Here is a 22,969-nt window from a genome sequence, read left to right on the forward strand (position 1 = left end):
GCGCGCCATCCACGCATGGCGTGGATCTACTGGGACGCAAAGTAGATCCACGCCATGCGTGGATGGATGTCCCAGAAAAAACGCCCGCTTTCGCGGGCGTTTTTTTCACTTTTTCGTTTCTTCCGCCGGCTTGAACTCGGTGCGGCAGTCCACCCGGATCTGCTCGCCCGTGGATCGACGCACGAAGGTACGGCAATGGCGGTTGCCGTCCTGGCTGTCGTTGACCGCCACCGCGTAGAACGACTGGATGATCTCGTCGCGGGTCACCGTGCCGTCGCCATTCCAGTCCATGTCCTTCTGCTCGATGCCCTTGGTGATGGCGATGTTGGCGTACCAGGCATAGCCCAGCCACGCCAGCACGATCAGCACCAGCACCAGAAGCGCCTTGCGGCGACGGCTGAACCTGCCGCGCAGGATCATGCGGCCACGCGCCGGATGGTGGCGCCGAGCGAAGACAGCTTTTCTTCGATGTTTTCGTAGCCGCGATCAAGGTGGTAGATGCGATCGATGGTGGTATCGCCATCGGCCATCAAGCCGGCCAGGATCAGCGACGCGGACGCGCGCAGGTCGGTTGCCATCACCGGTGCACCGCTCAGGCGCTCGTGACCACGCACGATGGCCGTGTGGCCTTCCACCTGCACATCCGCGCCAAGGCGCAGCAGCTCGTTGACGTGCATGAAACGGTTCTCGAAGATCGTTTCATTAATCACGCCCACGCCGTCGGCCACGCAGTTGAGCGCCATGAACTGCGCCTGCATGTCGGTCGGGAACGCCGGATACGGCGCGGTGGTCAGGTTGACTGCCTTCGGCCGCTTGCCGTGCATGTCCAGGGTGATGCTGTCTTCGGTGGTCTCGATGGTCGCGCCGGCTTCCACCAGCTTGGCCAGCACCGCGTCCATGGTGTTCGGGCGCGCGCGGTTGACGGTGACCTTGCCACCGGTCATCGCTGCGGCCACCAGGAAGGTGCCGGTTTCGATGCGGTCGGGCAGCACTTCATGGCGGCCACCGGACAGGCGTTCGACGCCTTCGATGACCAGGCGGGCGGTGCCCAGGCCTTCGATCTTCGCGCCGAGAGCGATCAGGCAGTGCGCCAGGTCGGTGACTTCCGGTTCCATCGCCGCGTTGTCGAGGATGGTGGTGCCTTCGGCCAGCACTGCGGCCATCAGCACGTTCTCGGTACCGGTCACGCTGACCATGTCGAAGGTGAAGTGGCCACCCTTCAGGCGCTTGGCGGTGGCCTTGATGAAGCCGTTCTCGACCACGATGTCGGCACCGAGTGCCTGCAGGCCCTTGATGTGCTGGTCGACCGGGCGCGAACCGATCGCGCAGCCGCCGGGCAGCGATACTTCGGCGGCGCCGAAGCGGGCCAGCAGCGGGCCCAGCACCAGGATCGAGGCACGCATGGTCCTGACCAGCTCATACGGAGCCACATGCTGGTTGACCGAACGCGGGTCGACCACGATCGCGCTGCCGCGCGACAGCGTGCCCTGGTCGATGGTCACTTTCGCGCCCAGTTCGCCCAGCAGCTTCACCGTGGTGACCACATCGTGCAGATGCGGCACGTTGGTGATCTCCACCGGCGCGTCGGCCAGCAGGGTTGCGCACAGGATGGGGAGGACGGCGTTCTTGGCGCCGGAGATGCTTACTTCACCGTGCAGCGCAGCGCCGCCGGTCACAACGATCTTGGCCATGTATTGGGGATCTTCTGCGGTTCAGCCGGCTTCGGCCGGGGTCACGGTTTTCAGTGCGAGCGCGTGGATCGCGCCGCCCATCAGGTCACCCAGAGTGGCATACACCATCCGGTGGCGGGCCAGCGGCAGCTTGCCGGCAAAGGCCTCGCTGACCACGGTCGCTTCGAAATGCACGCCATCGTCACCCTGTACGTCGGCGCGGGCGCCGGGCAGGCCGGTTTCGATCAGATTGCGGATGGTGTCGGCGTCCAACGGGCTTTCCTAATAAAATGTGCGTCCATTCTACTTCCGCTGCGTGGCGTCCGCATGGCCGAATCCCTGTTGCCCCCCCGTTCCGCCGACCCTGCCGCCCTGGTCGCCAGTGGCCGGCGCGTGTTCGAGATCGAACGGCAGGCGCTGGACGCCGTGGCCGACCGCCTCGGCGATGCCTTCCAGCAGGCCTGCCGGGCGATCCTGGGCAGCCGCGGCCGGGTGGTCGCCACCGGCATGGGCAAGTCCGGCCATGTCGCGCGCAAGATCGCCGCCACCCTGGCTTCCACCGGCACCCCGGCGTTCTACGTGCATCCGGGCGAGGCCGGCCACGGCGACCTCGGCATGATCACCGAGGATGACGTCGTGCTGGCCCTGTCCTATTCGGGTGAATCGGATGAGCTGCTGATGCTGCTGCCGGTGCTCAAGCGCCAGGGCAATGTGCTGATCGCCATGACCGGCCGCCCGCAGTCGAGCCTGGCCAGCGCCGCCGATTTCCACCTGGATGTGAGCGTGCCGGCCGAAGCCTGCCCGCTGGCGCTGGCGCCCACCTCCAGCACCACCGCCTCGCTGGCGATGGGCGACGCCCTGGCGGTGGCCCTGCTGGACGCACGCGGCTTCACCGCGGACGATTTCGCCCGCTCGCACCCGGCCGGTAGCCTCGGCCGCCGCCTGCTGCTGCACATCACCGACGTCATGCACACCGGCGAGGACCTGCCCAAGGTCGATGTCGGCGCCAGCCTCAGCGAAGCGCTGATGGAGATGAGCCGCAAGCGCCTGGGCATGACCGCCGTGGTCGACCACCAGGGCGTGCTGATCGGCCTGTTCACCGACGGCGACCTGCGCCGCGCCCTGGACACCGACCTGGACGTGCGCACCGCCAGGATCGCCGATGTGATGACCCGGCAACCGCGCACCATCAGCGCCGACAAGCTGGCGGTGGAGGCTGCGCGGCTGATGGAAACCCACAAGATCACCGGCCTGATCGTGGTCGACAGCCAGGGCCGCGCGGTCGGCGCCCTGAACATTCATGACCTGTTGCGGGCCCGGGTGGTTTAACCGACAGTCCGTAGACCCCATTCAGTCTGTACCAACGAGCCCGCAACCACCGAGTCCGATGCCCTGATGCCCTGGTCCCCCCTGCCCGCCTTCCCCGCCCACCTGCATGCCGTTGCGGCCGGTATCCGCTTGGCCTGCTTCGACGTGGACGGCACCCTCACCGATGGTCGGCTGTACTACGACAAGGATGGCAACGAGAGCAAGGCGTACTTCGTGCAGGATGGCCTGGGCCTGAAACTGCTGCAGCAGCACGGTATCCACCCCGTGCTGATCACCGCGCGCAACAGCCAGTCCGCGCTCAAGCGCGGCGCCGACCTGGGCATCGACACCCAGATTGCCGTCGGCGACAAGCTGGCCAGCGTGCAGGCGCTGTGCGCCCAGCACGGCATCGGCCTGGAGCAGGTGGCCTTCATGGGTGACGACCTGCCCGACCTGGCGCCGCTGGGAGCGGTCGGCTTGGCGGTGGCTCCGGCCAATGCCCATCCGTGGATCGCCGAGCGCGTGCACTGGATCACCCGTGCTGACGGTGGCCGTGGTGCCGCGCGCGAGCTGTGCGACGTGCTGCTGGCCGCGCAGGGCCGCGTGGACGCCGTGCTGGCGAGGTTCGGCGCATGAATGCCCCCACCCTGAACTGGCGGATGATCCTCGGCGTCGGCCTGCTGCTGGCTGCCCTGCTGAGCAGTTGGGCAGCGCTGCGCAACCGTGAAAAGGCACCTGCCGTCGAAGGCCAGGACGCCGGTGTGGACTACATCCTGCACGACTTCCAGATCGTCGCCCTGGACGAACATGGCAAGGAATCGACCACTCTGCGCGCGCCCCTGCTGGAACGCCAGCGTGGCGACCAGACGCTCAACATCACCACCCCGCTGTTCGAAATGCCCGACAAGGACGGCAAGCACTGGACGCTGCGCGCCCAGACCGGCTGGCTCAGTGCCAAGGGCGACGAGATGAAGCTGCGTGGCAACGTCGCCGGCGACAGCCCGGCCGGCCCGGGCGTGGTCCCGACCACCTTCCGCACCGACCACCTGGACGTGTTCCCGAAGGACAATCGCGCCCGCACCGATGCCCTGGTGACCATGACCCGGCCCGGCATGGAGCAGTCCGGTGTCGGGTTCGAGGTGGATTCGAAGAACAACACGTATCATTTCCTCAGCCAGTCCAAGGGCCGTTACACGCCCAAGCGCTGATTCCGCCGCCCGCCCGCGACGTCTTCCCGACAGGCGCGAAGCCGGCAGCCCCCACCCGCCGCCCCCGGTCCCGCCGGAGGGCCACCACCGGTAGAACGGACCCCGATGAAGATTCCCTTTGCAGCCGTGCTCGCACTCAGTCTTCTTGTCCCCGCTGTCGCCTTTGCCAAGTCGACGGACCGCAACGAAGCGATGAACATTGATTCCGGTGCGCAGTCCGGCACCCTCACCGGTGATGGCAAGACCGTGCTGTCCGGTGGCGTGATCATCACCCAGGGCACCCTGGACCTGCGCTCGTCCGAAGCGGAGATCTACCTCAAGGGCGGCGAAGCCGTGCGTGCGGTGTTCACCGGCAAGCAGGCCAAGATGAAGCAGCAGCTCGACGATGGCACCTGGATGGATGCGGTGGCCGACCGGATCGACTACGACATCACCACCGAGATCATCACCCTGACCGGCAACTACAAGGTCACCAGCGCGCGCGGCACCAATGCTGGCCAGCGCATGGTCTACAACACCCGCAGCGGTGAGATGAACTCCGGCGGCGATGGCAGCCGCGTGCGCACCGTGATTCCGCCGAAGAACAAGACGCCTGCTGCCGCCCCGGCCCCGGCGGGAGGCAAGAAGTAATGCTCGTCGCTACTGGCCTGCGCAAACGCTACAAGCAGCGCGAAGTCGTCAAGGACTTCGGGCTGACTCTGGATGCCGGTGAAGTGGTCGGCCTGCTGGGTCCCAACGGTGCCGGCAAGACCACCTGCTTCTACATGATCGTCGGCCTGGTCGGTGCCGATGCCGGCAGCATCGTGCTGGACGGCAAGGACATCACCGGCGACCCGATGTACACCCGCGCCAAGCAGGGTGTGGGTTACCTGCCGCAGGAACCGTCGGTGTTCCGCAAGCTGACCGTGGCCGACAACCTGCGTCTGGTGCTGGAACTGCGCGAGGACCTGGATTCGACCGGCCGCGAGCGCGAACTGAACAGCCTGCTCGACGAACTGCAGCTGGGACACGTGTCCGAACAGCTCGGCGCCAGCCTGTCCGGTGGTGAGCGTCGTCGTTGCGAGATCGCGCGTGCACTGGCCGCCAAGCCGCGCCTGATCCTGCTCGACGAACCCTTCGCTGGTGTGGACCCGATCTCGGTCGGCGAAATCCAGCGCATCGTCACCCATCTCAAGCAACGCGGCATTGGTGTGCTGATCACCGACCACAACGTGCGCGAGACCTTGGGAATCTGCGACCGCGCGTATATCCTCGCAGAGGGCACCGTATTGGCCCAGGGCTCGCCGGAGGCGATCCTGGACAACGCCGACGTGCGCCGCGTCTACCTTGGGGATTCCTTCAAGCTGTAACCGCGGCCGCCGGGCCCTCTCCCTTCCGTTCGGCACAGGCATGAAGACTCGGCTGCAGACATCGTTGGGACAGCAGCTGGTGCTTACGCCCCAGCTGCAGCAGGCGATCAAGCTGCTGCAGATGTCCACGACCGAGCTGGAGCTGGAAATCGCCCAGGCGGTGGAGAGCAATCCACTGCTGGACTGGTCCGACAGCAGCGACGAAGGCGCCGGTGTCGACAAAGACGCCAGCAGCGACGACGCGGGCGGCGACAATGACGCCCCGCCCGACAACGCTGAAAGCAGCGGCGACGACTGGGCGCCCGCCGAACTGGACTGGAGCAGTGGCGGCAGCGGCGGTAGTTTCGATGACGACGACGACAACGGCAGTGCCGCCGAACGCGTTGCCGAAACCGAAACCCTGGCCGACCACCTGCTGTGGCAGCTGCACCTGACCCACCTGTCCAAGCGCGACCGCAGCATCGGTGCCGCGCTGATCGATTCATTGGAAGACGACGGCTATCTGCGCGAGCCGCTCTCGGCCATCGCCGAAGCGCTGTTGCCGGCGATCCACGCCGGTGAAGACGAAATCCTGACCGTGCTGCACCAGATCCAGCGCTTCGACCCCGTTGGCGTGGCCGCACGCAGCCTTGGCGAATGCCTGCAACTGCAGCTGGACGTGCTTCCTGTCGACACCCCCTGCCTGGCCCTGGCGCGGCAGGTCGCCGCCGGCCCACTGGAACAGCTGCCACGCAGCGGCGTGACGGGCCTGGCCCAGCAGCTGAAGCAGCCGTTGGCCGAGGTCGAGACGGCCGTGGCCCTGCTGCGCTCGCTGGACCCTCGCCCCGGCACCCAGATCGCCCCGCTCGCCCAGGATACCTACGTGGTACCCGACGTGGTCGTATGGCGGCAGAACGGCATCTGGCGCGCCGCGCTGGCCGCCCATGCCGGCCCCAAGCTGGTGATCCACCGCGGTTACGAGCAGATGATCCGTCACTGCGGTGACGCCGATGCCGGTTATCTGCGCGGCCAGCTGCAGGAAGCGCGCTGGCTGCTGAAGGGCCTGCAGGCGCGTGGCGAGACGATGCTGCGGGTGGTGCGCAGCCTGATCCAGCAGCAGGCGGGCTTCCTTGAATTCGGCGAACAGGCACTGCGCCCGCTGACCCTGCGCGAGATCGCCGGCGAACTGGGCCTGCACGAATCCACCGTATCGCGCGCGATCGCCCGCAAACATGTGCGTACGCCACGCGGCACCCTGCCGCTGCGCGCCTTCTTCGCCTCGGGCATCGACACCGACGGCGGTGGCGAAGCGTCCAGCACCGCCATCCAGGCCATGATCCGGCGCCTGATCGATGACGAGAACCCACGCAAGCCGCTTTCTGACGCCAAGCTGGCTGACCTGCTCAAAACATCGGGAATCCCAGTAGCGCGGCGCACCGTGGCGAAGTATCGTGAGGCCATGAACATCTCCGCCTCGCACGAAAGAGTCAGAATCGTTTGACGCGCCGCCGCGCCCGGCGGAGAGGTTCATTGGCACTTCCGATCAAAGGAGAAACCCGATGCGCATCGAAACGTTTGGCAAAGATGTCGAAGTCACCCCGGCCCTGCAGTCCTATGTAGAGGAGAAGCTGGCCCGGGTCGGCAAACACTTCGACCAGCACTGCGAAGCGCGGGTGACGCTCAAGCTGCAGAAGACTGAGCACCACGTCGATGCCAGCCTCAATATTCCGGGTCAGACCCTGCACGCTGAAGCCAATGCGCAGACCATGTATGCGGCGATCGACCTGCTGGCGGACAAGCTTGACCGCCTGGTGATCAAGCACAAGGAGAAAAAACAGCAGCACGCACCGCTGCCGGTGGGCGACAATGGTGGCTGATCGCCACCGCTCCCCGCAGACATGCCCCTGACTGACCTCCTGGCGGCCGTGCAGACCCAGCTCTGCACGGCCACCGACCGCGACAGCGTCCTGCAGGCCGCGGCCGGATTGCTGGCCTGCCGCCAGGCCAACGCCGAACAGATCTATCTCAACCTGTGCCAGCGCGAAGCGTTGGGCAGTACCGCGATCGGCTACGGCATCGCCATCCCGCATGGTCGTGCGCCGACCCTGGATCGCCCCCGTGGCGCGCTGCTGCGCCTGCAGGCCCCGGTCGATTTCGGTGGCGACGAGCCGGTGGACCTGGTGTTCGCCATGGCCGTTCCCGCCCACTACACCCATCAACACCTGATGCTGCTGTCCGAGCTGGCCGAGCTGTTTTCCGCGCCCTGCATCCGCCAGGCGCTGCGCGAGGCCGGCGATGCACGGGAGCTGCGCCAGGCCCTGGACCTGACCCCACCGGCGAGCGCCGCATGAATACCAGCATCACTGCCCGCGAACTGTTCGAACAGCAGCGTGAGCGGCTCGGCCTGCGTTGGGCAGCGGGCAAATCCGGTGAGAAGCGCGAGCTGGAGGCCGGCAATACGGTCTCGCGACGCCCTTCGCTGGCCGGCTATCTCAATGCAATCTATCCCAACAAGGTGCAGATCCTCGGTACCGAGGAACTGTCCTGGCTGGACGCGCTGGAACCACGCCAGCGCTGGGAAACCATCGAAAAGATCATGCAGTCGCATCCGCTGGCGCTGGTGCTTACCCGCAACCAGCCGTGCCCGGAAGACCTGCGCGCGGCCGCCGATGAATCCGGCACGCCGCTGTGGTTGTCACCCAAGCGCGGCCACGAACTGCTCAACCATCTGTCCTACCACCTGGCCCGGACGCTGGCGCCGCGGGTGATCCTGCATGGCGTGTTCATGGAGATCTACTCCATCGGCGTGCTGATCACCGGTGAAGCGGGATCAGGCAAGAGCGAGCTGGCCCTGGAACTGCTCAGCCGCGGTCACCGCCTGGTGGCCGACGATGCCCCCGAGTTCACCCAGATCGCCCCCGACGTGCTCGATGGCACCTGCCCGGAACTGCTGCAGGACCTGCTGGAAGTGCGCGGCCTGGGCGTGCTGAACGTGCGCGAGATGTTCGGCGACACCGCTGTAAAGAAGAACAAGTACCTTCGGCTGATCGTCCACCTGACCAAGCCGATGACCGAGCCCACCCCCCATGGTTACGAGCGCCTGACCGGTGACTCGGGCACGCGCCACGTGCTGGACCTGGACGTGCCGCTGATCACCCTGCCGGTGATGCCCGGCCGCAACCTTGCCGTTCTGACCGAGGCGGCCACCCGCCTGCACATTCTGCGTACCAAGGGTATCGACCCAGCGGCAATGTTCATCGCCCGCCACAGCAACCTGCTGGAACGGCGAACGCCCTGACCCCCCTGTCCTTCGAAGAGCCCGTCCATGAGCACCGTCATTCCCACCGCCCCGACCCTGATCATCGTCAGTGGCCTGTCCGGCTCGGGTAAATCCGTCGCCCTGAAGACCTTCGAGGACCAGGACTACTACTGCTCGGACAACCTGCCGATCCAGCTGCTGCCGGATTTCGTGCGCAATGTGCTGAGCCACCACGACGGCGCGGCATCGCGCCGGTTGGCTGTAGGCATCGACGTGCGTGGGCAGAGCGACCTGACCCAGTTGTCCAGCTGGCGGCAGCTGGCCACCGATGCCGGGGTGGACGCCAAGGTGCTGTTTTTCGAGGCCAGCGATGAAACGGTGCTCAAGCGCTACGCCGACACCCGCCGCCGGCACCCGCTGAGCCAGCTGGGCCTGTCGCTGCCGGAAGCGATCGCCCGCGAGCGCGAACTGATCGCGCCGCTGCGCCGCGAAGCCGATGCGGTGATCGATACCAGTGCGTTGAACGTGCATCAGCTGCGCCGCCGCATCATCACCGAATTCGCGATGGGCCATGCCACCCGCCTGTCGCTGCTGTTCGAATCGTTCGCCTATAAGCGTGGCGTGCCGGCCGAGGCCGATTTCGTGTTCGACGCGCGCGTGCTGCCCAACCCGCATTGGGATCCGGAACTGCGTGCGTTGAGCGGCCGCGAACCCGGCGTGCGCGACTACCTGGAAGCACAGCCGGATGTGCAGCGCTACCTGTCGCAGTTGATGGATTTCCTGGATACCTGGCTGCCCAAGCTGGGTGACGGCACCCGCAGCTATGTGACGGTGGCCTTCGGCTGCACCGGTGGCAAGCACCGCTCGGTGTTCCTGGCCGAACGCCTGGCTCGCCATGCGCGTGAGATGGGCTGGGAAGACGTGGCGACGTACCACCGCGAGCAGGATTGAGGGGGGTCGGCCGGGCTGCGCCCAGCACCCGCAGAAACCACGGCAACGTCAACGGCAAGAGCCGGATTACGTGGGATGGCGGGGTGGGTCCGGTTGCGGGGGACGCCGTAAACCCATCCATGGGGGCTTGGCCGCGGCATCCATGCCGCGGACACCCCCGCAACCGGACCCGCCCCGCCTTCGACAGATAGCGGCGCATCGTCGTTTGGCTGTTGGTGGGTGTCGACCTTGGTAGACACGGTAGATCCACGCCATGCGTGGATGAATCTCTGTCAGGCATCGAAAAAACGGATGGGGTCGGGTCCCTTTTTCAACGGAAAAGGGCTCTGACCCGAACAACGCTGAATACGGGACACAGTGCCCCTCTCCTGCTGCTATCGCCAATTCACCTTGACCTGTTAACGTGCAGTAATGACCTGTGGCATTCTCCTCGTAACACATCCTGGGGTCGGGATCGCCCTGCTCGACGTGGCGACCCGGCTTCTGCGGCAGTTGCCGCTGAAGACCGAAGCTTTCGAAGTACCGTTCGACGCAGACCTGGATGCTCTGCTCCCGCTCGCCTCGGCCGCTCTGCGGCGGGTCGATGGGGGTGAGGGCGTGCTGATCCTGACCGACCTGTACGGTGCCAGCCCCGCCAACCTTGCCGGGCAGCTGGCCCGGTTGGGGACCCCGGTTCGCCGGGTGTCGGCGCTGAGTCTGCCGATGTTGCTGCGGGTGATGAATTATCCGGAACAGGGACTGGATCAACTGCCTGCCACTGCGGCGGCGGGCACCCGTAATGGAGCGATAGTCGACGATGCTTGAACGAGAACTCATTGTGAGCAACCGCCTGGGCCTGCATGCCCGGGCCACCGCCAAGCTGGTGCAGACCCTGGCGCCGTTCCGCTGCAACGTGACCATGGCCGCCAAGGGCCGTGAAATCAACGCCAAGAGCATCATGGGCGTGATGCTGCTGGCGGCTGGGCAAGGCACGCCGGTCACCATCCGCATCAACGGCGAAGACGAAGTCGCCGCGATGGACGCGGTGGTTGAGCTGTTCGAGCGTCGCTTCGACGAGGACAACTGAGCGTGCCGCGCGCGCGCGCCGGCCAAGCCCCCACCGGCCAACGGCCGGTACAGCTGCTGGCCGGACACGGCGCCGCCCGAGGTACTGCGATGGGCCGCGCCCGCGTGCGCCTGCCGCATGCACTGGAAGTAGCCGAACAGCGCGTCGCCCCCTCCCAGGTTGAATCCGAGCTGGCACGCCTGCATCGCGCCGTGGACGCGGCGCGCACGGAGATGCACGAGCTGCGCCAGCGCCTGCATGGCGCGCTGAACCAGGAAGTGGGCGAGTTCCTCGACCTGCATGCACTGCTGCTGGACGATCCCGAACTGCTGTTCGGCCTGGACGAACTGATCCGCAGTGGACCCTACAGTGCCGGCTACGCGCTGCGCCTGCAGCGCGACCGCCTGGCCAAAGTCTTCGACGGCATGGACGATGCCTACCTGAAGAGCCGCATGGACGACCTCGACCATGTGATCGGGCGCATACATGCCTTCCTGCAGCCCGAGCGGCCCGCAGCGGTGAAGGGCCTGGCCGGCGAAATCCTGGTCTGCGACAACATCGCCCCTTCCGAGCTGGCCCAGCTGCAATCGCACGGTGTGGTCGGCATCGTCACCAGCGCTGGCAGCGCGCTTTCGCACAGTGCGATCCTTGCCCGCAGCCTGCACCTGCCGTTGATCGTCAGCGTGCCGCAGCTGCTGAACAAGGTGCTCGACGGCGACGTGCTGATCATCGATGGCGCCGACGGCAGCATCACAGTGAACCCGCAGGCCGACAACCTGCGTGATTACCGGGCGCGCCTGAAGGAGCACGCACGCGAGCAGCGCGAGCTCGGCCGCCTGCGCAGCAAGCCCAGCCGTACCCGCGACCAGGTCGACATCGCACTGCTGGCCAACGCCGAATCGCTGGAAGATGTGACCCAGGCACATGCGCTGGGCGCCCACGGCCTGGGCCTGTACCGCACCGAATTCCTGTTCCTGCAGCGCAACGAGCTGCCGGACGAAGAAGAACAGTTCCAGACCTACCGCGATGCGGCGCTGGGCATGAGTGGCCGGCCGGTGACCATCCGCACCCTCGACCTGGGTGCAGACAAGGCTGACCGCACCGGCCTGACCCTGAGCAACGAGGAAAACCCGGCGCTGGGCCTGCGCGGCGTGCGCCTGTCGCTGGCGCGGCCCAAGGTGGCCGACACCCAGATGCGCGCGATCCTGCGTGCCTCGGCCTACGGCAAGCTGCGCGTGCTGGTGCCCATGGTCAGCACCCGCGACGAACTGCTGGCGGTGCGCCGGCGCATGCTGAAACTGGGCGAGCAACTGCGCGCCGAGGGCCACATGGTGGCCGAGCACGTGCCACTGGGCGCGATGATCGAAGTACCCGCCGCCGCGCTGGCGCTGGAGAGCTTCATCGATCTGGTCGACTTCCTGTCGATCGGCACCAACGATCTGGTTCAGTACCTGCTGGCCGCCGACCGCAACAACGAAGCACTGGGCGAACTGTATTCGCCGCTGCATCCGGCCGTGCTGCGCCTGTTGCAGATGGTGATCGAGACCGGCGCACGCCATCGCATTCCGGTGGCGGTATGCGGCGAAATCGCCGGCGACGCACGGATGACCCCGCTGCTGCTGGCACTGGGCCTGACCGAGTTCAGCCTGCACCCGGGCACCCTGCTGGAAGTACGCCGTGCTGTCCGTGATGCCGATCTGGGGGCCCTGCGTGCCCGCGCACCGAAGCTGCTGGGCATGCGCGACCGCCGCGGCATCGAGCGCTGGCTGGCGCTTGTGGCGGACGCGTCCTGATTCCCGACGGTAGTGCCGGCCGCTGGCAGGCAACCTCATGGGCCTTCGGTAGGCATGTTGCTGCACTGGACAGCGGTCGGCTGGGCCCGGTACGCCGTCTGGTCAATACTCTGGCGCCGGCCGAGATCGGCAACCTGCTCGAATCGCTGCCGCCGGGCAAGCGCGAGATCGTCTGGGGCCTGGTCGATCCGGAAGATGACGGCGAGGTACTGGTCCACGTCGGCGACGACGTGCGCGAAAGCCTGCTCGCGGACATGGACCCGGACGAGATCATCGCCGCGGTCGAAGACCTCGACATCGACGATCTGGCCGACCTGGTCGAAGACCTGCCGGACACGGTCATCGACGAAGTCCTCAAGTCGATGGACCGCGAGAACCGCGAGCGCCTGGAGCAGGTGCTGTCCTACCCCGAGGACAGCGCTGGCCGCTTGATGAACCCGGACGTGGTGACGGTGCGCGCCGACGTCAACGTCGATGTGGTGCTGCGCTACCTGCGGCTGCGCGGCGAACTGCCCGACCACACCGATCACCTGTTCGTAGTCAGCCGCCGTCACCAGTACCTGGGCCGCGTGTCGCTGGCCTCGCTGGTGACCCACGAAGACACCACCCCGATCAACCGCCTGATCGACGATGAGCAGCCTGCCATCGATGTCGGCGAAAGCGACCAGGAGGTGGCGCGGCAGTTCTCCGACCATGACTGGATCTCCGCGCCGGTGGTGGATGACAACAACATCCTGATCGGCCGCATCACCATCGATGACGTGGTCGACATCATCCGTGGCCAGGCCGAGCACCAGGCGCTGGGCGCCGCCGGCCTGGACGAGGACGAGGATCTGTTCAGCCCGGTCTGGCGCGCGATGCGCCGCCGCTTGATGTGGCTGTCGGTGAATCTGTGCACGGCCTTCCTGGCCTCCAGCGTGGTCGGCCACTTCGAGGGCACCATCGACAAGCTGGTCGCCCTGGCGGTGTTGATGCCGATCGTCGCTGGCCTCGGCGGCAATGCCGGCACCCAGGTACTGGCGCTGATGGTGCGCGGCCTGGCACTGGGCCAGGTCGGCAGTTCCAACGCACGCACGCTGCTGTGGAAGGAAGTGCGGGTGGCCCTGCTCAATGGCGTGGTACTCGGCTCGGTGCTGGGCCTGATCGTGCTCGCCTGGTTCCACTCGCCCGGACTCTCGGCCGTGATCGCCATCGCGCTGACCTGCAACCTGTTGTTCGCGGCACTGGCAGGCGTGCTGGTGCCCCTGGGCCTGAAGCGCTTCGGCTTCGATCCGGCGCTGGCCAGCGGCATCTTCCTGACAGCGGTGACCGACTCGATGGGCTTCTTCACCTTCCTCGGCCTGGCCACCATGGTCCTGCTGCACTGACTCTATCAGGGGTCGGATCCCCGCCGCGCGGGGCTCTGACCCCATTCCACCTGGAACAACCCATGGCAACGACGATCGAAAACTACTTTGCACCGGGTTGGCGCGACCAGCTTCACACCTGTGCGGCCTGCGAATGGAAAGGCAGTTCGCGGGCAATGGTGATGGAGCTGGACGAGGACGCCACCGAGTACGTGTGCCCGGTGTGCGAGAACCCGCTGCTGGTGGTGCTGCACCCGGACATGGCGCAGGTTCAGGCCGCAGCCGCAGGCGGCAATGCCGAAGCCCAAGAGCAGTTGGAGATCATCGCCAGCTTCCCGCGCCCGCAGTGATGCGGCGCACGATGCCGGGCCGGCCGCAGCGCACTACCATCGAGGCGACATCGCCATCATGGGAACCGCCATGCTTCGACCGCTTCTGCGCTGGCTGCCGCTGCTGGCCCTGCTGATGATGACCGGGTGCGCCAGTACGCCGCCCGGTGTGCGCGGCCACTTCGAGGCACGCGCGGTGAAGGTGGACGGCGAGACCGCCTACTACCAGGTGTTCATTCCAGCCGCTGCCGCGCGCGCAGCTGGTCCGCTGCCGGTGGTGCTGTTCCTGCACGGCTCCGGCGAGCGCGGCGGCGATGGCGTGAAGCAGACCCACGCAGGCCTGGGCCCGTACCTGCGCCGGCACGCGGCCGACTTCCCCGCGCTGGCGGTGTTTCCGCAGGTTCCCGGCAACGAGGAATGGAGCGGCCGCAACAACCGGGTGGCGATCGCGGCACTGGACGCCACGATTGCCGAATTCGGCGCTGACCCGGCAAGGCAGTACCTGACCGGAATGTCGATGGGCGGCTATGGCAGCTGGAACATCGCGCTGGACGATCCGAAGCGCTTTGCCGCGATCGTGCCGGTCTGCGGTGCGGTGCTGGCACCACGTGCGGTACGCCCTACCCTGTTCGTCGAGCAGGTGGCGAACGAAGCGGATCCCTATGCGGTGATCGCGCAACGGTTGCAGCGCACCCCGATCTGGATCTTCCACGGCGCGCTGGATGATGTGGTGCCACCGGATGATGATCGCCGGCTGCATGCCGCGTTCCAGACCGCCGGCGCGCGTGATGTGCGCTATACCGAGTACGCGGAAGGCAACCACAACGCCTGGGATGCCACCTACGCCGACGCGGCGATGTGGGCGTGGCTGTTCGCCCAGAAGCGCTGAACCACGGCCCCTGCTGGAAAACGTATGTCGGTGGGTGCCGACCGTTGGTCGGCACTATCTCTCCAATCCAATGTGTTCAATTGCCTGGAACCTCCCTTCAATCTCCCATCGACACCACGCATGGGGATATTCACCAAGCTGCGCGGTCAGCCCTGCCCTGATCGGATTCCCCAACACGTACATCGCATGCCGGTACAGTGATTCATCGGAGCGGATCGCGTGATCGTGATAGCTCGATTGCCAGAATCGCCCTGATCGGCCGAACATGCGGTTGATCCGCAATGCACTGCTCGATTTGAAGCGTTGCATGATGTAATCCAGCGAGAACGCGCGGAGTTCCACAAGCCAATGGATGTGGTCCGGCATGACCACATAGGCAAGTGAGTGTGTCAGGCCTTCAGCATCAATGCGGCGGACGACGTCCATCACCACCTGCGCCGCAGTGGCATCGTCGAAGTAGCGTCGACGCCCCTGAGTGACGGTGGTCAGGATGTAGGATTGCCCGATCCGGGAATGGCGGCCATGGCATAGACGTGCACGGTTCATGGGCACAAGCGTGTGCTTACCGGCAGTGCCCTTCTATCGGGCAACTACTCCGATGCAGGTAGGCCTGTAGCCAATCAATGGTTGCGCCCAGCGCTTCACGGGACTGATTGCTCTGTGCCGACCAACGGTCGGCACCTACCGAGGCAGTTCGAGGTGATTCCCCTATGTGCCGACCAACGGTCGGCACCCACCAAGGCAGTTCAAGGTGATTCCCCTATGTGCCGACCAACGGTCGGTACCCACCAAGGCAATTCAAGGTGATTCCCCCATGTGCCGACCAACGGTCGGCACCACCAAGGTAGTTCAAGGTGAATTCCCACCCAACCGGGACGCGGGGTATCAACCCAGCAGGGTTTCCAGCACGGCCATGCGTACGGCGACGCCGTTGGCGACCTGGCGCAGCACCCACGACTGCGGGCCGTCGGCCACTTCATCGGTCACTTCCACGCCGCGGTTGATCGGGCCCGGGTGCAGCACGGCTGCATCCTTGCCGGCACGGGCCAGGCGTGCGGTGTTCAGGCCGTACTGCGCGTGGTACTGCTCCAGCGACGGCACCAGACCTTCTTCCATGCGCTCGCGCTGCAGACGCAGCATCATCAGCGCGTCGACGCCTTCCAGCATCGCGTCGAAATCATCACCCACCACGCAGCCCTTCAGGGTGTCGTCGTCCGGCAGCAGCGACTGCGGGCCACACACGCGGATCTCGCCCACGCCCAGCGTGCGCAGCGCATGCAGGTCGGTGCGGGCCACGCGCGAGTGCTTGACGTCGCCGACGATCACCACCTTCATCTTCGAGAAGTCCGGGCCCTTGGCCTGGCGCAGGGTCAACATGTCCAGCAGGCCCTGGGTCGGGTGCGAGCTGCGGCCGTCGCCGGCATTGACCAGTGCGGTGCCCTCGCCCGCCACGGCAGCCAGCGCTGCCACGGCGCCGTCGTCCGGGTGGCGTACGACGAAACCACGCACGCCCATCGCTTCCAGGTTCTTCAGCGTGTCGCAGGCGGTTTCGCCCTTGCGCGTGGACGAGGTGGAAGCGTCGAAATTCAGCACGTCCGCACCCAACCGCTGCGCCGCCAGATGGAACGAGCTGCGGGTACGGGTGGAGGGTTCGAAGAACAGGGTGCACACCGCCGACCCGCCCAGCACGTGGCGCTTGTTGCCGACGCGGCCCACCGCGGCATCGCGGATCTGGCCGGCGCGGTCGAGCAATTGCACCAGGGTGTCGCGGGGAAGACCTTCAAGCGTCAACAGGTGGCGCAGGCGGCCGGAGTCATCGAGTTGCTGGGCGGTCATGGCGGGGTTCGTATCGTCAGGGAATGGGAATGGCGTCGTCCGGCGACGACAACCAGCGGTCGATGATCACCGCCGCGGCCACGGCATCGAGGGCGGCCGCATCGCGACGACGCTTGCGCCCTTCGGCGCGCTCGACGGCGAAGCGGCGGGCAGCCTCGACCGAGCTGGAACGCTCGTCGATCATCACCACCGGCAGTTTGAAACGTTCCCGCAGCTGGCGGGCAAAGCCCTGCGCGCGCTTGCGGTTGGGCTGGTCCTGGCCGTCCAGGGTCAGCGGATCGCCAACCACCAGGCCATCGGGCTTCCATTCCTTGAGCAGGCGTTCGATCGCCGCCCAGTCGGGACCATTGCCGTGAACATCGACCACGGCCACGGCGCGCGCATGCGCGGCGAACGCACTGCCGATCGCCACACCGATCCGGCGCGAGCCGACGTCGAAACCGAGCACGGTGCCATCGCGACGGATGAGGGCCGGCTCAGACATGGCCGCTGTAATCGGTCAGCCGGAACAGATCGACGCCAATACGCGACGCGGCGCCCTGCCAGCGCTGTTCCAGAGGCAGCTGGAACACCAGTTCGGCGTCGGCCGGCACCGTCAGCCAGCTGTTTTCGGACAGTTCGCTTTCCAGCTGGCCGGCACTCCAGCCCGCGCAGCCCAGGGTGACCACGGCATTGGCCGGGCCTTCGCCGCGCGCCATCGCCTCGAGGATGTCACGCGAGGTGGTCAGGTACAGGCCGTCACCGACGATCAGGCTGGAATCCCACGCGCGCGCATCATCATGGATGACGAAGCCGCGCTCGGGATGCACCGGCCCGCCATTGAGCACCGGACGCGCCTGCAGGACGCCATCGCCGGTCGCGATGTCCATCTGCGCCAACACTTCGCCCAGGGTGTACTCGGAGGGCTGGTTGACCAGCACCCCCATTGCCCCGTTCTCGTCGTGCTGGCAGATCAGCGCAACGGTGCGGGCGAAGGTGGCGTCGATCAGCGACGGCAGCGCCACGAGCAGGTGATTGGCGAGGGAAGTCGGCGTTACTGGCATGGGTGTCATTCTAACCGCTGCAACCGGATGCGGGCGCGAAGGGATGGGCTAGGATGGCGCTCTTGCAAGGAGGACGACCCGATGCAGCAGGACGCAACGCTGTCATGGCCCACCCGCAGCATGATCGTGTTGATCGCATTGCTGCAGGGGCTGATGCTTTTCGCCGCCCAGGAACTGGCCGATCAATGGCCGTTCCGGGACATCGGCTGGCGCTACTGCTGGTATGCCTGGGTATTGACCGTGCCCACCGCGGTGGCCTTGACGCTGATTGATCTGAAGGCCTGGCGCCTGTGGCTGCACGCCGGGCTGGCCTCGCTGCTGGTGCTTGCTCTGGCGGCCTGGGCCGCCTGGAACCTGAGCGGAGAAACCGCGCTGTATGCGGCCGGGCTGCAGGTTCCGCTCTCGGTCTGCCTGGCGGTTGCCACGTTCATTGCCCTGCCTTGGTGGCAGTTCCGCCTGCACGCCGGTCATTGGCGGGCCGACTACGGCGCACTGTTCGAACGTGCCTGGCAGAACGGACTCACGCTGGTGCTGGCGGCGGTGTTCACCGGCTTGACCTGGCTGCTGCTGTGGTTGTGGGCAGCGCTGTTCCGGATGGTCAAGGTCGACTTCTTCCACGAGCTGTTCGGCAGCGACGCCTTCATCGCCCTGGCCACCGGCATGCTGGCGGGCTTCGGCGTGCTGATCGGGCGCACCCAGCATCGCGCGATGCAGATCACCCGCCAAGTGCTGTTCGCCATCTGCCGCGGCCTGCTGCCGTTGCTGTCGTTCATCGCGGTGCTGTTCGTGCTGTCGCTGCCGTTCACCGGGCTGGCGCCGTTGTGGGCCACGCGCTCGGCCGCCAGCCTGCTGCTGGTGCTGGCGGTGCTGCTGATCAGCCTGGCCAACGCGGTCTACCAGCACGACGACGGCACCCCGCCCTACCCGGCCTGGCTGCGCCGGCTGGTCGAGGCCAGCCTGCTGGCATTGCCGATCTACGCCGGCCTGGCGCTGTACGCAATGACGCTGCGGGTCAGCCAGTACGGCTGGACCCTCTCGCGCTTCTGGGGCTTTGCGGTTGCGGTACTGATCGCCGGCTATGCAATCGGCTACGCCTTCGCCGCACTGCGCCGGCAGGGCCGTTGGCTGCATCGGCTTGAGCCGGTCAACCGCTGGATGTGCTGGACCGTACTGGCCACTGCACTGCTGGCCATCTCCCCGGTGATCGACCCGGTGCGCATCACCCTGGCCAGCCAGATGAAGCGCCTGCGCGCCGATCCCGCGCTGATGACCGCGGACGCGGCCAACCAGCTGCGATTCGAGCTGGGCCGCCGTGGTGTGCAGGCGCTGCGCACGCTGCAGAAGGCGCCATCCTTGGCGGCCGACACCCGCGCCTCCAGCATCATCGTGCAGGCACTGGCCCGACAGAAGCGCGAATCGCGCTGGGACAACAACATCGACGATGGCGTGCGCGACCTGGCCGGCCTGAAGGCACGGATCGTGCTGGCCAAGGGCACCGCATCGCCAGCCGATGACTGGTGGCAGGCAGTACTGGATAGGCGCTTGAGCGCGGGCGATTGCCTGGACGCCGACAAGATCGGCGACAACCGCTGCGTCGCCCTGCGTCGTGACCTGGACGGCGATGGCCAAGACGACGTGCTGCTGTGCATGACCACCCTGTACAGCGGTCCGCGCTGCCAGCTGCACGTGCGTGAACCGGCTGGCTGGAGAAAGGAGGGTGATGTTTCCTTCCAGGACGTTGACCAGCGCACTTCCAACGAGGCCCCACAGGCCCTGCGCGATGGCCGCTTGACCGTGCAACCGCCGCGCTGGCCGACGCTGCTGCTTGACGGCACGGCGGGTCAGCTGGAGATTGATCGCAGCAAAGACCGCGCGGAGGCGGCAACACCATGAGCGGATACTGCCGCATCGCCCCGGGCCACCCGGTGCACGAGTACTACCACGCCAACGAATACGGTTTCCCGCAGCGCGATGAGCGCGAGTTGTTCGAGCGCCTGCTGCTGGAGATCAACCAGGCCGGCCTGAGCTGGGAAACCATCCTGAAGAAGCGCGAGGGGTTCCGCGCGGCCTATGACGCTTTCGACGTCGATCGCGTCGCCGCCTATGCCGAGCAGGACATCGAGCGCCTGTTGTCGGACCCTGGCATCATCCGCAACCGGTTGAAGGTGCTGGCCGCGATCCACAACGCGCAGGTGATCCAGCAGCTGCGCCGGAGCCACGGCAGCTTCGCCGCGTGGCTGGACGCCCATCACCCGCGCAATAAAGCTGACTGGGTGAAGCTGTTCAAGAAGACCTTCCGCTTCACCGGCGGCGAGATCACCGGCGAGTTCCTGATGAGCCTGGGCTACCTGCCGGGCGCGCATGCCGAGGACTGCCCGGTGCACGCCAAGCTGCTGAAGCTGGCACCGCCATGGGTGCAGGCATCCGCCCGGTAGTGCCGGCCGCTGGCCGGCATTGCCCGTGAGCCGTCAGACGCCCATGTAACGGCCCGGACGGTGGTTGAACATCAGCACCAGGCTGAGCACCACCGCACCGATGGCCGAGTACATCACCTTCGACGGCGACAGCACGAAGAACGCGGCCACCATCAGGCACGCATCGAAGGACATCTGCACCTTGCCGGCGCTCCAGCCACGGGTGCGCTGCAGGTACACCGCCAGGATGCCGATGCCGCCGAGGCTGGCGCGGTGGCGGATGAAGAACAGGATGCCCAGGCCGGACAGCGCGCCACCGACCAGCGCCGAGTACAACGGCGCGATATGCGAGAAGTCGGCCCAGCGCGGCAGGATGTCGGTCAGCAGGCCGCAGGCGGTGACCGCCGCGAACGTCTTCAGGGTGAATTCCCAGCCCATGCGGCGCACCGCCACCCAGTAGAACGGCAGGTTGACCAGCACGAACACCAGGCCGAAGTTCCAGCCCATCGTGTAATGCAGCAGGAACGCCATGCCGGCCATGCCCCCGATCATCAGCCCGCCCTTGGCGAAGATCGCCAGGCCCAGTGAAGCCACGAGCATGGCCAGCACCATGCCCTGCACGTCCTCGGCGACCGAGTGGCGCAGCGCCTTCTCATCGGCGGGGGTGCCGGCAACATCGGGCGGCGGGGTCAGCGGGCCAGCGGTGACCAGGTGGCCGTCAGCGTCGTCGCACGGCGCCGGGCCATGGGATTGGAGGGACATACAGGTGGGGGCACTACGGGTGGGGAGCGGTATTAGACACGATCTGCATGACAGTTGCAGATGAAATCGTTCAGTTGGGAGTTGCGGCGAACGGCGCAGCCCCTCGTGGCTGGGCGGCATACTACCTCCGAATCTGGCAGTGGGCCGGGCGGGTGGGCTGTGCAGGGGGCGCTGCAAGTACGTCCATGTAAGCTCGGTCGCCGCTTGCTCGTGCGCGCTATCCCGCGCGCACGACAAGACCGGGGTTGAGCGTCCTGCCCAACCCGCCCGAGGCATGCCTCGGGCCCATGCGGCTCACGCCCCTGCACAGCCCACCCACCCGGCCCCCGGACAGGTTCCGTGCGCGTCCAGCCACGTAAAGAGAAAAGAAGAGCAGAAGCGGGTCGCTGCGCTCGGTGGAGCGGTTGTCTCAGCGCCGGGTGGCTAGGTGGTGGGCGACCAGGGCGTTTGCGTGGCCATGGCCCAGCCCGTGCTCGGATTTCAGGAAGCTGACCAGCTCCATATGCTTCAAGCCCGGCCGTTTGGCCAGCAGCCCCAGCCAATGCGTCACCGGCTGCCCGTAGGTCTTTTCGATGGAAGGAAAATAGGACGCCGGGCCCTTGGGTTTGCTGTCGCTGCTCATGTGCTGCTCCCTGTTGTTTGGAAAGTACCCATTCGACGAACCACGGAACCACAAATCGACATCGGCATTTACCGACCAGCGCCGGTACCACCGGGTACGCATCCACGCATGGCGTGGATCTACGTGTCGACCAAGGTCGACACCTACCAACAGCATCTACCAACAGCACCGGGAAACTGTCGAAGGCGGGGTGGGTCCGGTTGCAGGGGCGTGAGCGCCATGGATGGCGCGACCGAGCTTACAGGGACGTACTTGCAGACCAAGGCCGCTGCCCAGCTTGGCGTCTCCCAGTCCGCCCTCAGTCACGCCATGCGCGGGCTGGAAGAACGACTGGGCGTGCGCCTGCTGACCCGCACCACCCGCAGCGTCGCCACCACCGAGGCCGGTGCCCGCCTGCTGGAAACCCTGGCCCCGCGCCTGGCCGAGATCGAAGACGAACTGGCCGCGCTGGCCGAGTACCGCGAGCGGCCCGCAGGCACCATCCGCATCAATGCCACCGGCCACGCCGCCGAGTACCTGGCGTGGCCAAGGCTGGCACCGCTGCTGCAGCAGTACCCGGACCTGAAGGTTGAACTGACCACCGATTACGGCTTGGCCGACATCGTCGCCGAACGCTACGACATCGGCATCCGTCTCGGTGAGCGCCTGGCACGCGACATGGTGGCGCTGCCGATCAGTCCGCCGCTGCGCATGCGCGTGGTGGGTGCACCGTCGTACTTCCGCCAGCACGTGGCGCCGGTGCATCCGCACGATCTGGCCGCGCACAACTGCATCACCCTGCGCCTGCCCACCCATGGCGGCCTGATGCCGTGGGATTTCGGTCAGGATGGCAACGAGCTGAGCATCCGCGTCTCTGGTCAGTGGACCTTCAACACCATGGGCATGACGCGGGCTGCGGCGCTGGCCGGCAGCGGATTGGCCTGGCTGCCCGAAGACCAGGTGCAGGCGGCCCTGCTGGAAGGCCGCCTGCAATCAACACTGGATGACTGGTGCCCGCACTTCGATGGCTACTACGCGTATTACCCGTCGCGCCGGCATGTCACCGTGGCGATGCGTACGGTGCTTGATGCGCTGCGCGGGCCGATGGTGGGGTGAGGCGTGCGGACCAACGGTCCGCACCCACCACAGGACGAGAGTCCGAGCCCACCACAGATCGAAAGACCGCA

28 protein-coding genes are annotated in these 22,969 nt (G+C 66.6%); 19 read left to right on the top strand and 9 right to left on the bottom strand.

Annotated features, from left to right (window positions below):
- Window positions 1-105 precede the first annotated feature (105 nt).
- The 3 genes from AB4Y98_RS04765 to AB4Y98_RS04775 are packed head-to-tail and all read right to left on the bottom strand — an operon-like array spanning window position 106 to window position 1,943.
- Window positions 106-420, bottom strand: coding sequence for a hypothetical protein (locus AB4Y98_RS04765; protein WP_025874012.1), 315 nt, complete (start codon window positions 418-420; stop codon window positions 106-108).
- Window positions 417-1,691, bottom strand: coding sequence for a UDP-N-acetylglucosamine 1-carboxyvinyltransferase (murA, locus tag AB4Y98_RS04770; protein ID WP_251471993.1), 1,275 nt, complete (start codon window positions 1,689-1,691; stop codon window positions 417-419). Before murA ends, AB4Y98_RS04765 begins: the two co-directional genes overlap by 4 nt.
- 21 nt (window positions 1,692-1,712) lie before the next feature.
- Entirely contained in the window at window positions 1,713-1,943 is a 231-nt protein-coding gene (locus AB4Y98_RS04775) for a BolA family protein (protein ID WP_025874014.1), read from the bottom strand.
- A 54-nt stretch (window positions 1,944-1,997) separates the two neighbouring features.
- On the opposite strand from AB4Y98_RS04775, the gene AB4Y98_RS04780 reads away from it, so the two are divergent.
- The 16 genes from AB4Y98_RS04780 to AB4Y98_RS04855 all read left to right on the top strand — a co-directional run bounded on the left by AB4Y98_RS04780 (window position 1,998) and on the right by AB4Y98_RS04855 (window position 15,126).
- Window positions 1,998-2,999 carry a KpsF/GutQ family sugar-phosphate isomerase gene (locus AB4Y98_RS04780; RefSeq protein ID WP_442243880.1) on the top strand — a complete coding sequence of 334 codons (1,002 nt, stop codon included), beginning with the start codon at window positions 1,998-2,000 and terminating at the stop codon, window positions 2,997-2,999.
- Window positions 3,000-3,065: 66 nt separating this feature from the next.
- Entirely contained in the window at window positions 3,066-3,614 is a 549-nt protein-coding gene (locus tag AB4Y98_RS04785) for a KdsC family phosphatase (RefSeq protein ID WP_025874016.1), read from the top strand.
- Window positions 3,611-4,186 carry an LPS export ABC transporter periplasmic protein LptC gene (gene lptC / locus AB4Y98_RS04790; protein ID WP_025874017.1) on the top strand — a complete coding sequence of 192 codons (576 nt, stop codon included), beginning with the start codon at window positions 3,611-3,613 and terminating at the stop codon, window positions 4,184-4,186. Before AB4Y98_RS04785 ends, lptC begins: the two co-directional genes overlap by 4 nt.
- Before the next feature lie 105 nt (window positions 4,187-4,291).
- Entirely contained in the window at window positions 4,292-4,816 is a 525-nt protein-coding gene (gene lptA / locus AB4Y98_RS04795; protein WP_025874018.1) for a lipopolysaccharide transport periplasmic protein LptA, read from the top strand.
- On the top strand, window positions 4,816-5,535 hold the full coding sequence (gene lptB / locus AB4Y98_RS04800) for an LPS export ABC transporter ATP-binding protein (RefSeq protein WP_353101484.1): 720 nt from the start codon (window positions 4,816-4,818) through the stop codon (window positions 5,533-5,535). Before lptA ends, lptB begins: the two co-directional genes overlap by 1 nt.
- 40 nt (window positions 5,536-5,575) lie before the next feature.
- Window positions 5,576-7,015 carry an RNA polymerase factor sigma-54 gene (locus AB4Y98_RS04805; protein WP_442243882.1) on the top strand — a complete coding sequence of 480 codons (1,440 nt, stop codon included), beginning with the start codon at window positions 5,576-5,578 and terminating at the stop codon, window positions 7,013-7,015.
- A 58-nt stretch (window positions 7,016-7,073) separates the two neighbouring features.
- Complete coding sequence (gene hpf, locus AB4Y98_RS04810; RefSeq protein WP_312109583.1) at window positions 7,074-7,391, top strand: ribosome hibernation-promoting factor, HPF/YfiA family; 318 nt, start codon at window positions 7,074-7,076, stop codon at window positions 7,389-7,391.
- A gap of 21 nt (window positions 7,392-7,412) precedes the next feature.
- Window positions 7,413-7,865, top strand: a complete 453-nt coding sequence (locus tag AB4Y98_RS04815) for a PTS sugar transporter subunit IIA (RefSeq protein WP_312787177.1) — start codon at window positions 7,413-7,415, stop codon at window positions 7,863-7,865.
- A complete protein-coding gene (gene hprK / locus AB4Y98_RS04820) occupies window positions 7,862-8,812 on the top strand; it encodes an HPr(Ser) kinase/phosphatase (RefSeq protein ID WP_004147299.1) in 951 nt (316 codons plus the stop codon). The genes AB4Y98_RS04815 and hprK overlap by 4 nt, the downstream gene beginning before the upstream one ends.
- 27 nt (window positions 8,813-8,839) lie before the next feature.
- Window positions 8,840-9,724: an RNase adapter RapZ gene (rapZ, locus tag AB4Y98_RS04825; protein ID WP_312109588.1), complete on the top strand. Its 885-nt coding sequence runs from the start codon at window positions 8,840-8,842 to the stop codon at window positions 9,722-9,724.
- A 411-nt stretch (window positions 9,725-10,135) separates the two neighbouring features.
- Window positions 10,136-10,528: a PTS sugar transporter subunit IIA gene (locus AB4Y98_RS04830; protein WP_089239297.1), complete on the top strand. Its 393-nt coding sequence runs from the start codon at window positions 10,136-10,138 to the stop codon at window positions 10,526-10,528.
- Window positions 10,521-10,790, top strand: coding sequence for an HPr family phosphocarrier protein (locus AB4Y98_RS04835; RefSeq protein WP_230113211.1), 270 nt, complete (start codon window positions 10,521-10,523; stop codon window positions 10,788-10,790). Before AB4Y98_RS04830 ends, AB4Y98_RS04835 begins: the two co-directional genes overlap by 8 nt.
- 2 nt (window positions 10,791-10,792) lie before the next feature.
- Complete coding sequence (ptsP, locus tag AB4Y98_RS04840; protein WP_428703436.1) at window positions 10,793-12,562, top strand: phosphoenolpyruvate--protein phosphotransferase; 1,770 nt, start codon at window positions 10,793-10,795, stop codon at window positions 12,560-12,562.
- A 65-nt stretch (window positions 12,563-12,627) separates the two neighbouring features.
- Entirely contained in the window at window positions 12,628-13,929 is a 1,302-nt protein-coding gene (gene mgtE, locus AB4Y98_RS04845) for a magnesium transporter (RefSeq protein WP_442243933.1), read from the top strand.
- A 62-nt stretch (window positions 13,930-13,991) separates the two neighbouring features.
- Window positions 13,992-14,258: a hypothetical protein gene (locus AB4Y98_RS04850; protein ID WP_025874027.1), complete on the top strand. Its 267-nt coding sequence runs from the start codon at window positions 13,992-13,994 to the stop codon at window positions 14,256-14,258.
- Window positions 14,259-14,328: 70 nt separating this feature from the next.
- Window positions 14,329-15,126 carry a prolyl oligopeptidase family serine peptidase gene (locus AB4Y98_RS04855; protein WP_442243883.1) on the top strand — a complete coding sequence of 266 codons (798 nt, stop codon included), beginning with the start codon at window positions 14,329-14,331 and terminating at the stop codon, window positions 15,124-15,126.
- Window positions 15,127-15,180: 54 nt separating this feature from the next.
- On the opposite strand, the gene AB4Y98_RS04860 is transcribed toward AB4Y98_RS04855, so the two are convergent.
- From AB4Y98_RS04860 to AB4Y98_RS04875, 4 genes are all read right to left on the bottom strand, one after another.
- Window positions 15,181-15,672 carry an REP-associated tyrosine transposase gene (locus AB4Y98_RS04860; RefSeq protein ID WP_442243884.1) on the bottom strand — a complete coding sequence of 164 codons (492 nt, stop codon included), beginning with the start codon at window positions 15,670-15,672 and terminating at the stop codon, window positions 15,181-15,183.
- Between the two features lie 339 nt (window positions 15,673-16,011).
- Complete coding sequence (locus AB4Y98_RS04865; protein ID WP_025874030.1) at window positions 16,012-16,962, bottom strand: aspartate carbamoyltransferase catalytic subunit; 951 nt, start codon at window positions 16,960-16,962, stop codon at window positions 16,012-16,014.
- A 16-nt stretch (window positions 16,963-16,978) separates the two neighbouring features.
- Entirely contained in the window at window positions 16,979-17,446 is a 468-nt protein-coding gene (ruvX, locus tag AB4Y98_RS04870; protein ID WP_025874031.1) for a Holliday junction resolvase RuvX, read from the bottom strand.
- Window positions 17,439-18,005, bottom strand: a complete 567-nt coding sequence (locus tag AB4Y98_RS04875) for a YqgE/AlgH family protein (protein ID WP_394196044.1) — start codon at window positions 18,003-18,005, stop codon at window positions 17,439-17,441. The genes ruvX and AB4Y98_RS04875 overlap by 8 nt, the downstream gene beginning before the upstream one ends.
- 81 nt (window positions 18,006-18,086) lie before the next feature.
- Between AB4Y98_RS04875 and AB4Y98_RS04880 the strand changes: the two genes are divergently transcribed.
- Together AB4Y98_RS04880 and AB4Y98_RS04885 are read left to right on the top strand one after the other, a co-directional pair.
- Window positions 18,087-19,898, top strand: a complete 1,812-nt coding sequence (locus AB4Y98_RS04880; protein ID WP_394196042.1) for a DUF4153 domain-containing protein — start codon at window positions 18,087-18,089, stop codon at window positions 19,896-19,898.
- Window positions 19,895-20,440 (top strand): DNA-3-methyladenine glycosylase I, encoded by a 546-nt coding sequence (locus AB4Y98_RS04885; RefSeq protein ID WP_394196040.1) that lies wholly within the window; start codon window positions 19,895-19,897, stop codon window positions 20,438-20,440. The genes AB4Y98_RS04880 and AB4Y98_RS04885 overlap by 4 nt, the downstream gene beginning before the upstream one ends.
- A 33-nt stretch (window positions 20,441-20,473) precedes the next feature.
- On the opposite strand, the gene AB4Y98_RS04890 is transcribed toward AB4Y98_RS04885, so the two are convergent.
- Together AB4Y98_RS04890 and AB4Y98_RS04895 are read right to left on the bottom strand one after the other, a co-directional pair.
- Window positions 20,474-21,181, bottom strand: coding sequence for a YitT family protein (locus AB4Y98_RS04890; protein WP_442243886.1), 708 nt, complete (start codon window positions 21,179-21,181; stop codon window positions 20,474-20,476).
- Window positions 21,182-21,590: 409 nt separating this feature from the next.
- Window positions 21,591-21,803, bottom strand: a complete 213-nt coding sequence (locus AB4Y98_RS04895) for a DUF4287 domain-containing protein (RefSeq protein ID WP_223494409.1) — start codon at window positions 21,801-21,803, stop codon at window positions 21,591-21,593.
- 219 nt (window positions 21,804-22,022) lie between these two features.
- Here AB4Y98_RS04895 and AB4Y98_RS04900 point away from each other — a divergent pair, with 219 nt between their 5' ends.
- On the top strand, window positions 22,023-22,898 hold the full coding sequence (locus AB4Y98_RS04900) for a LysR family transcriptional regulator (RefSeq protein ID WP_442243934.1): 876 nt from the start codon (window positions 22,023-22,025) through the stop codon (window positions 22,896-22,898).
- Window positions 22,899-22,969: the final 71 nt, after the last annotated feature.

The sequence above is a fragment of the Stenotrophomonas sp. 2YAF26 genome (assembly GCF_052114625.1).
Taxonomy (GTDB): domain Bacteria; phylum Pseudomonadota; class Gammaproteobacteria; order Xanthomonadales; family Xanthomonadaceae; genus Stenotrophomonas; species Stenotrophomonas indicatrix.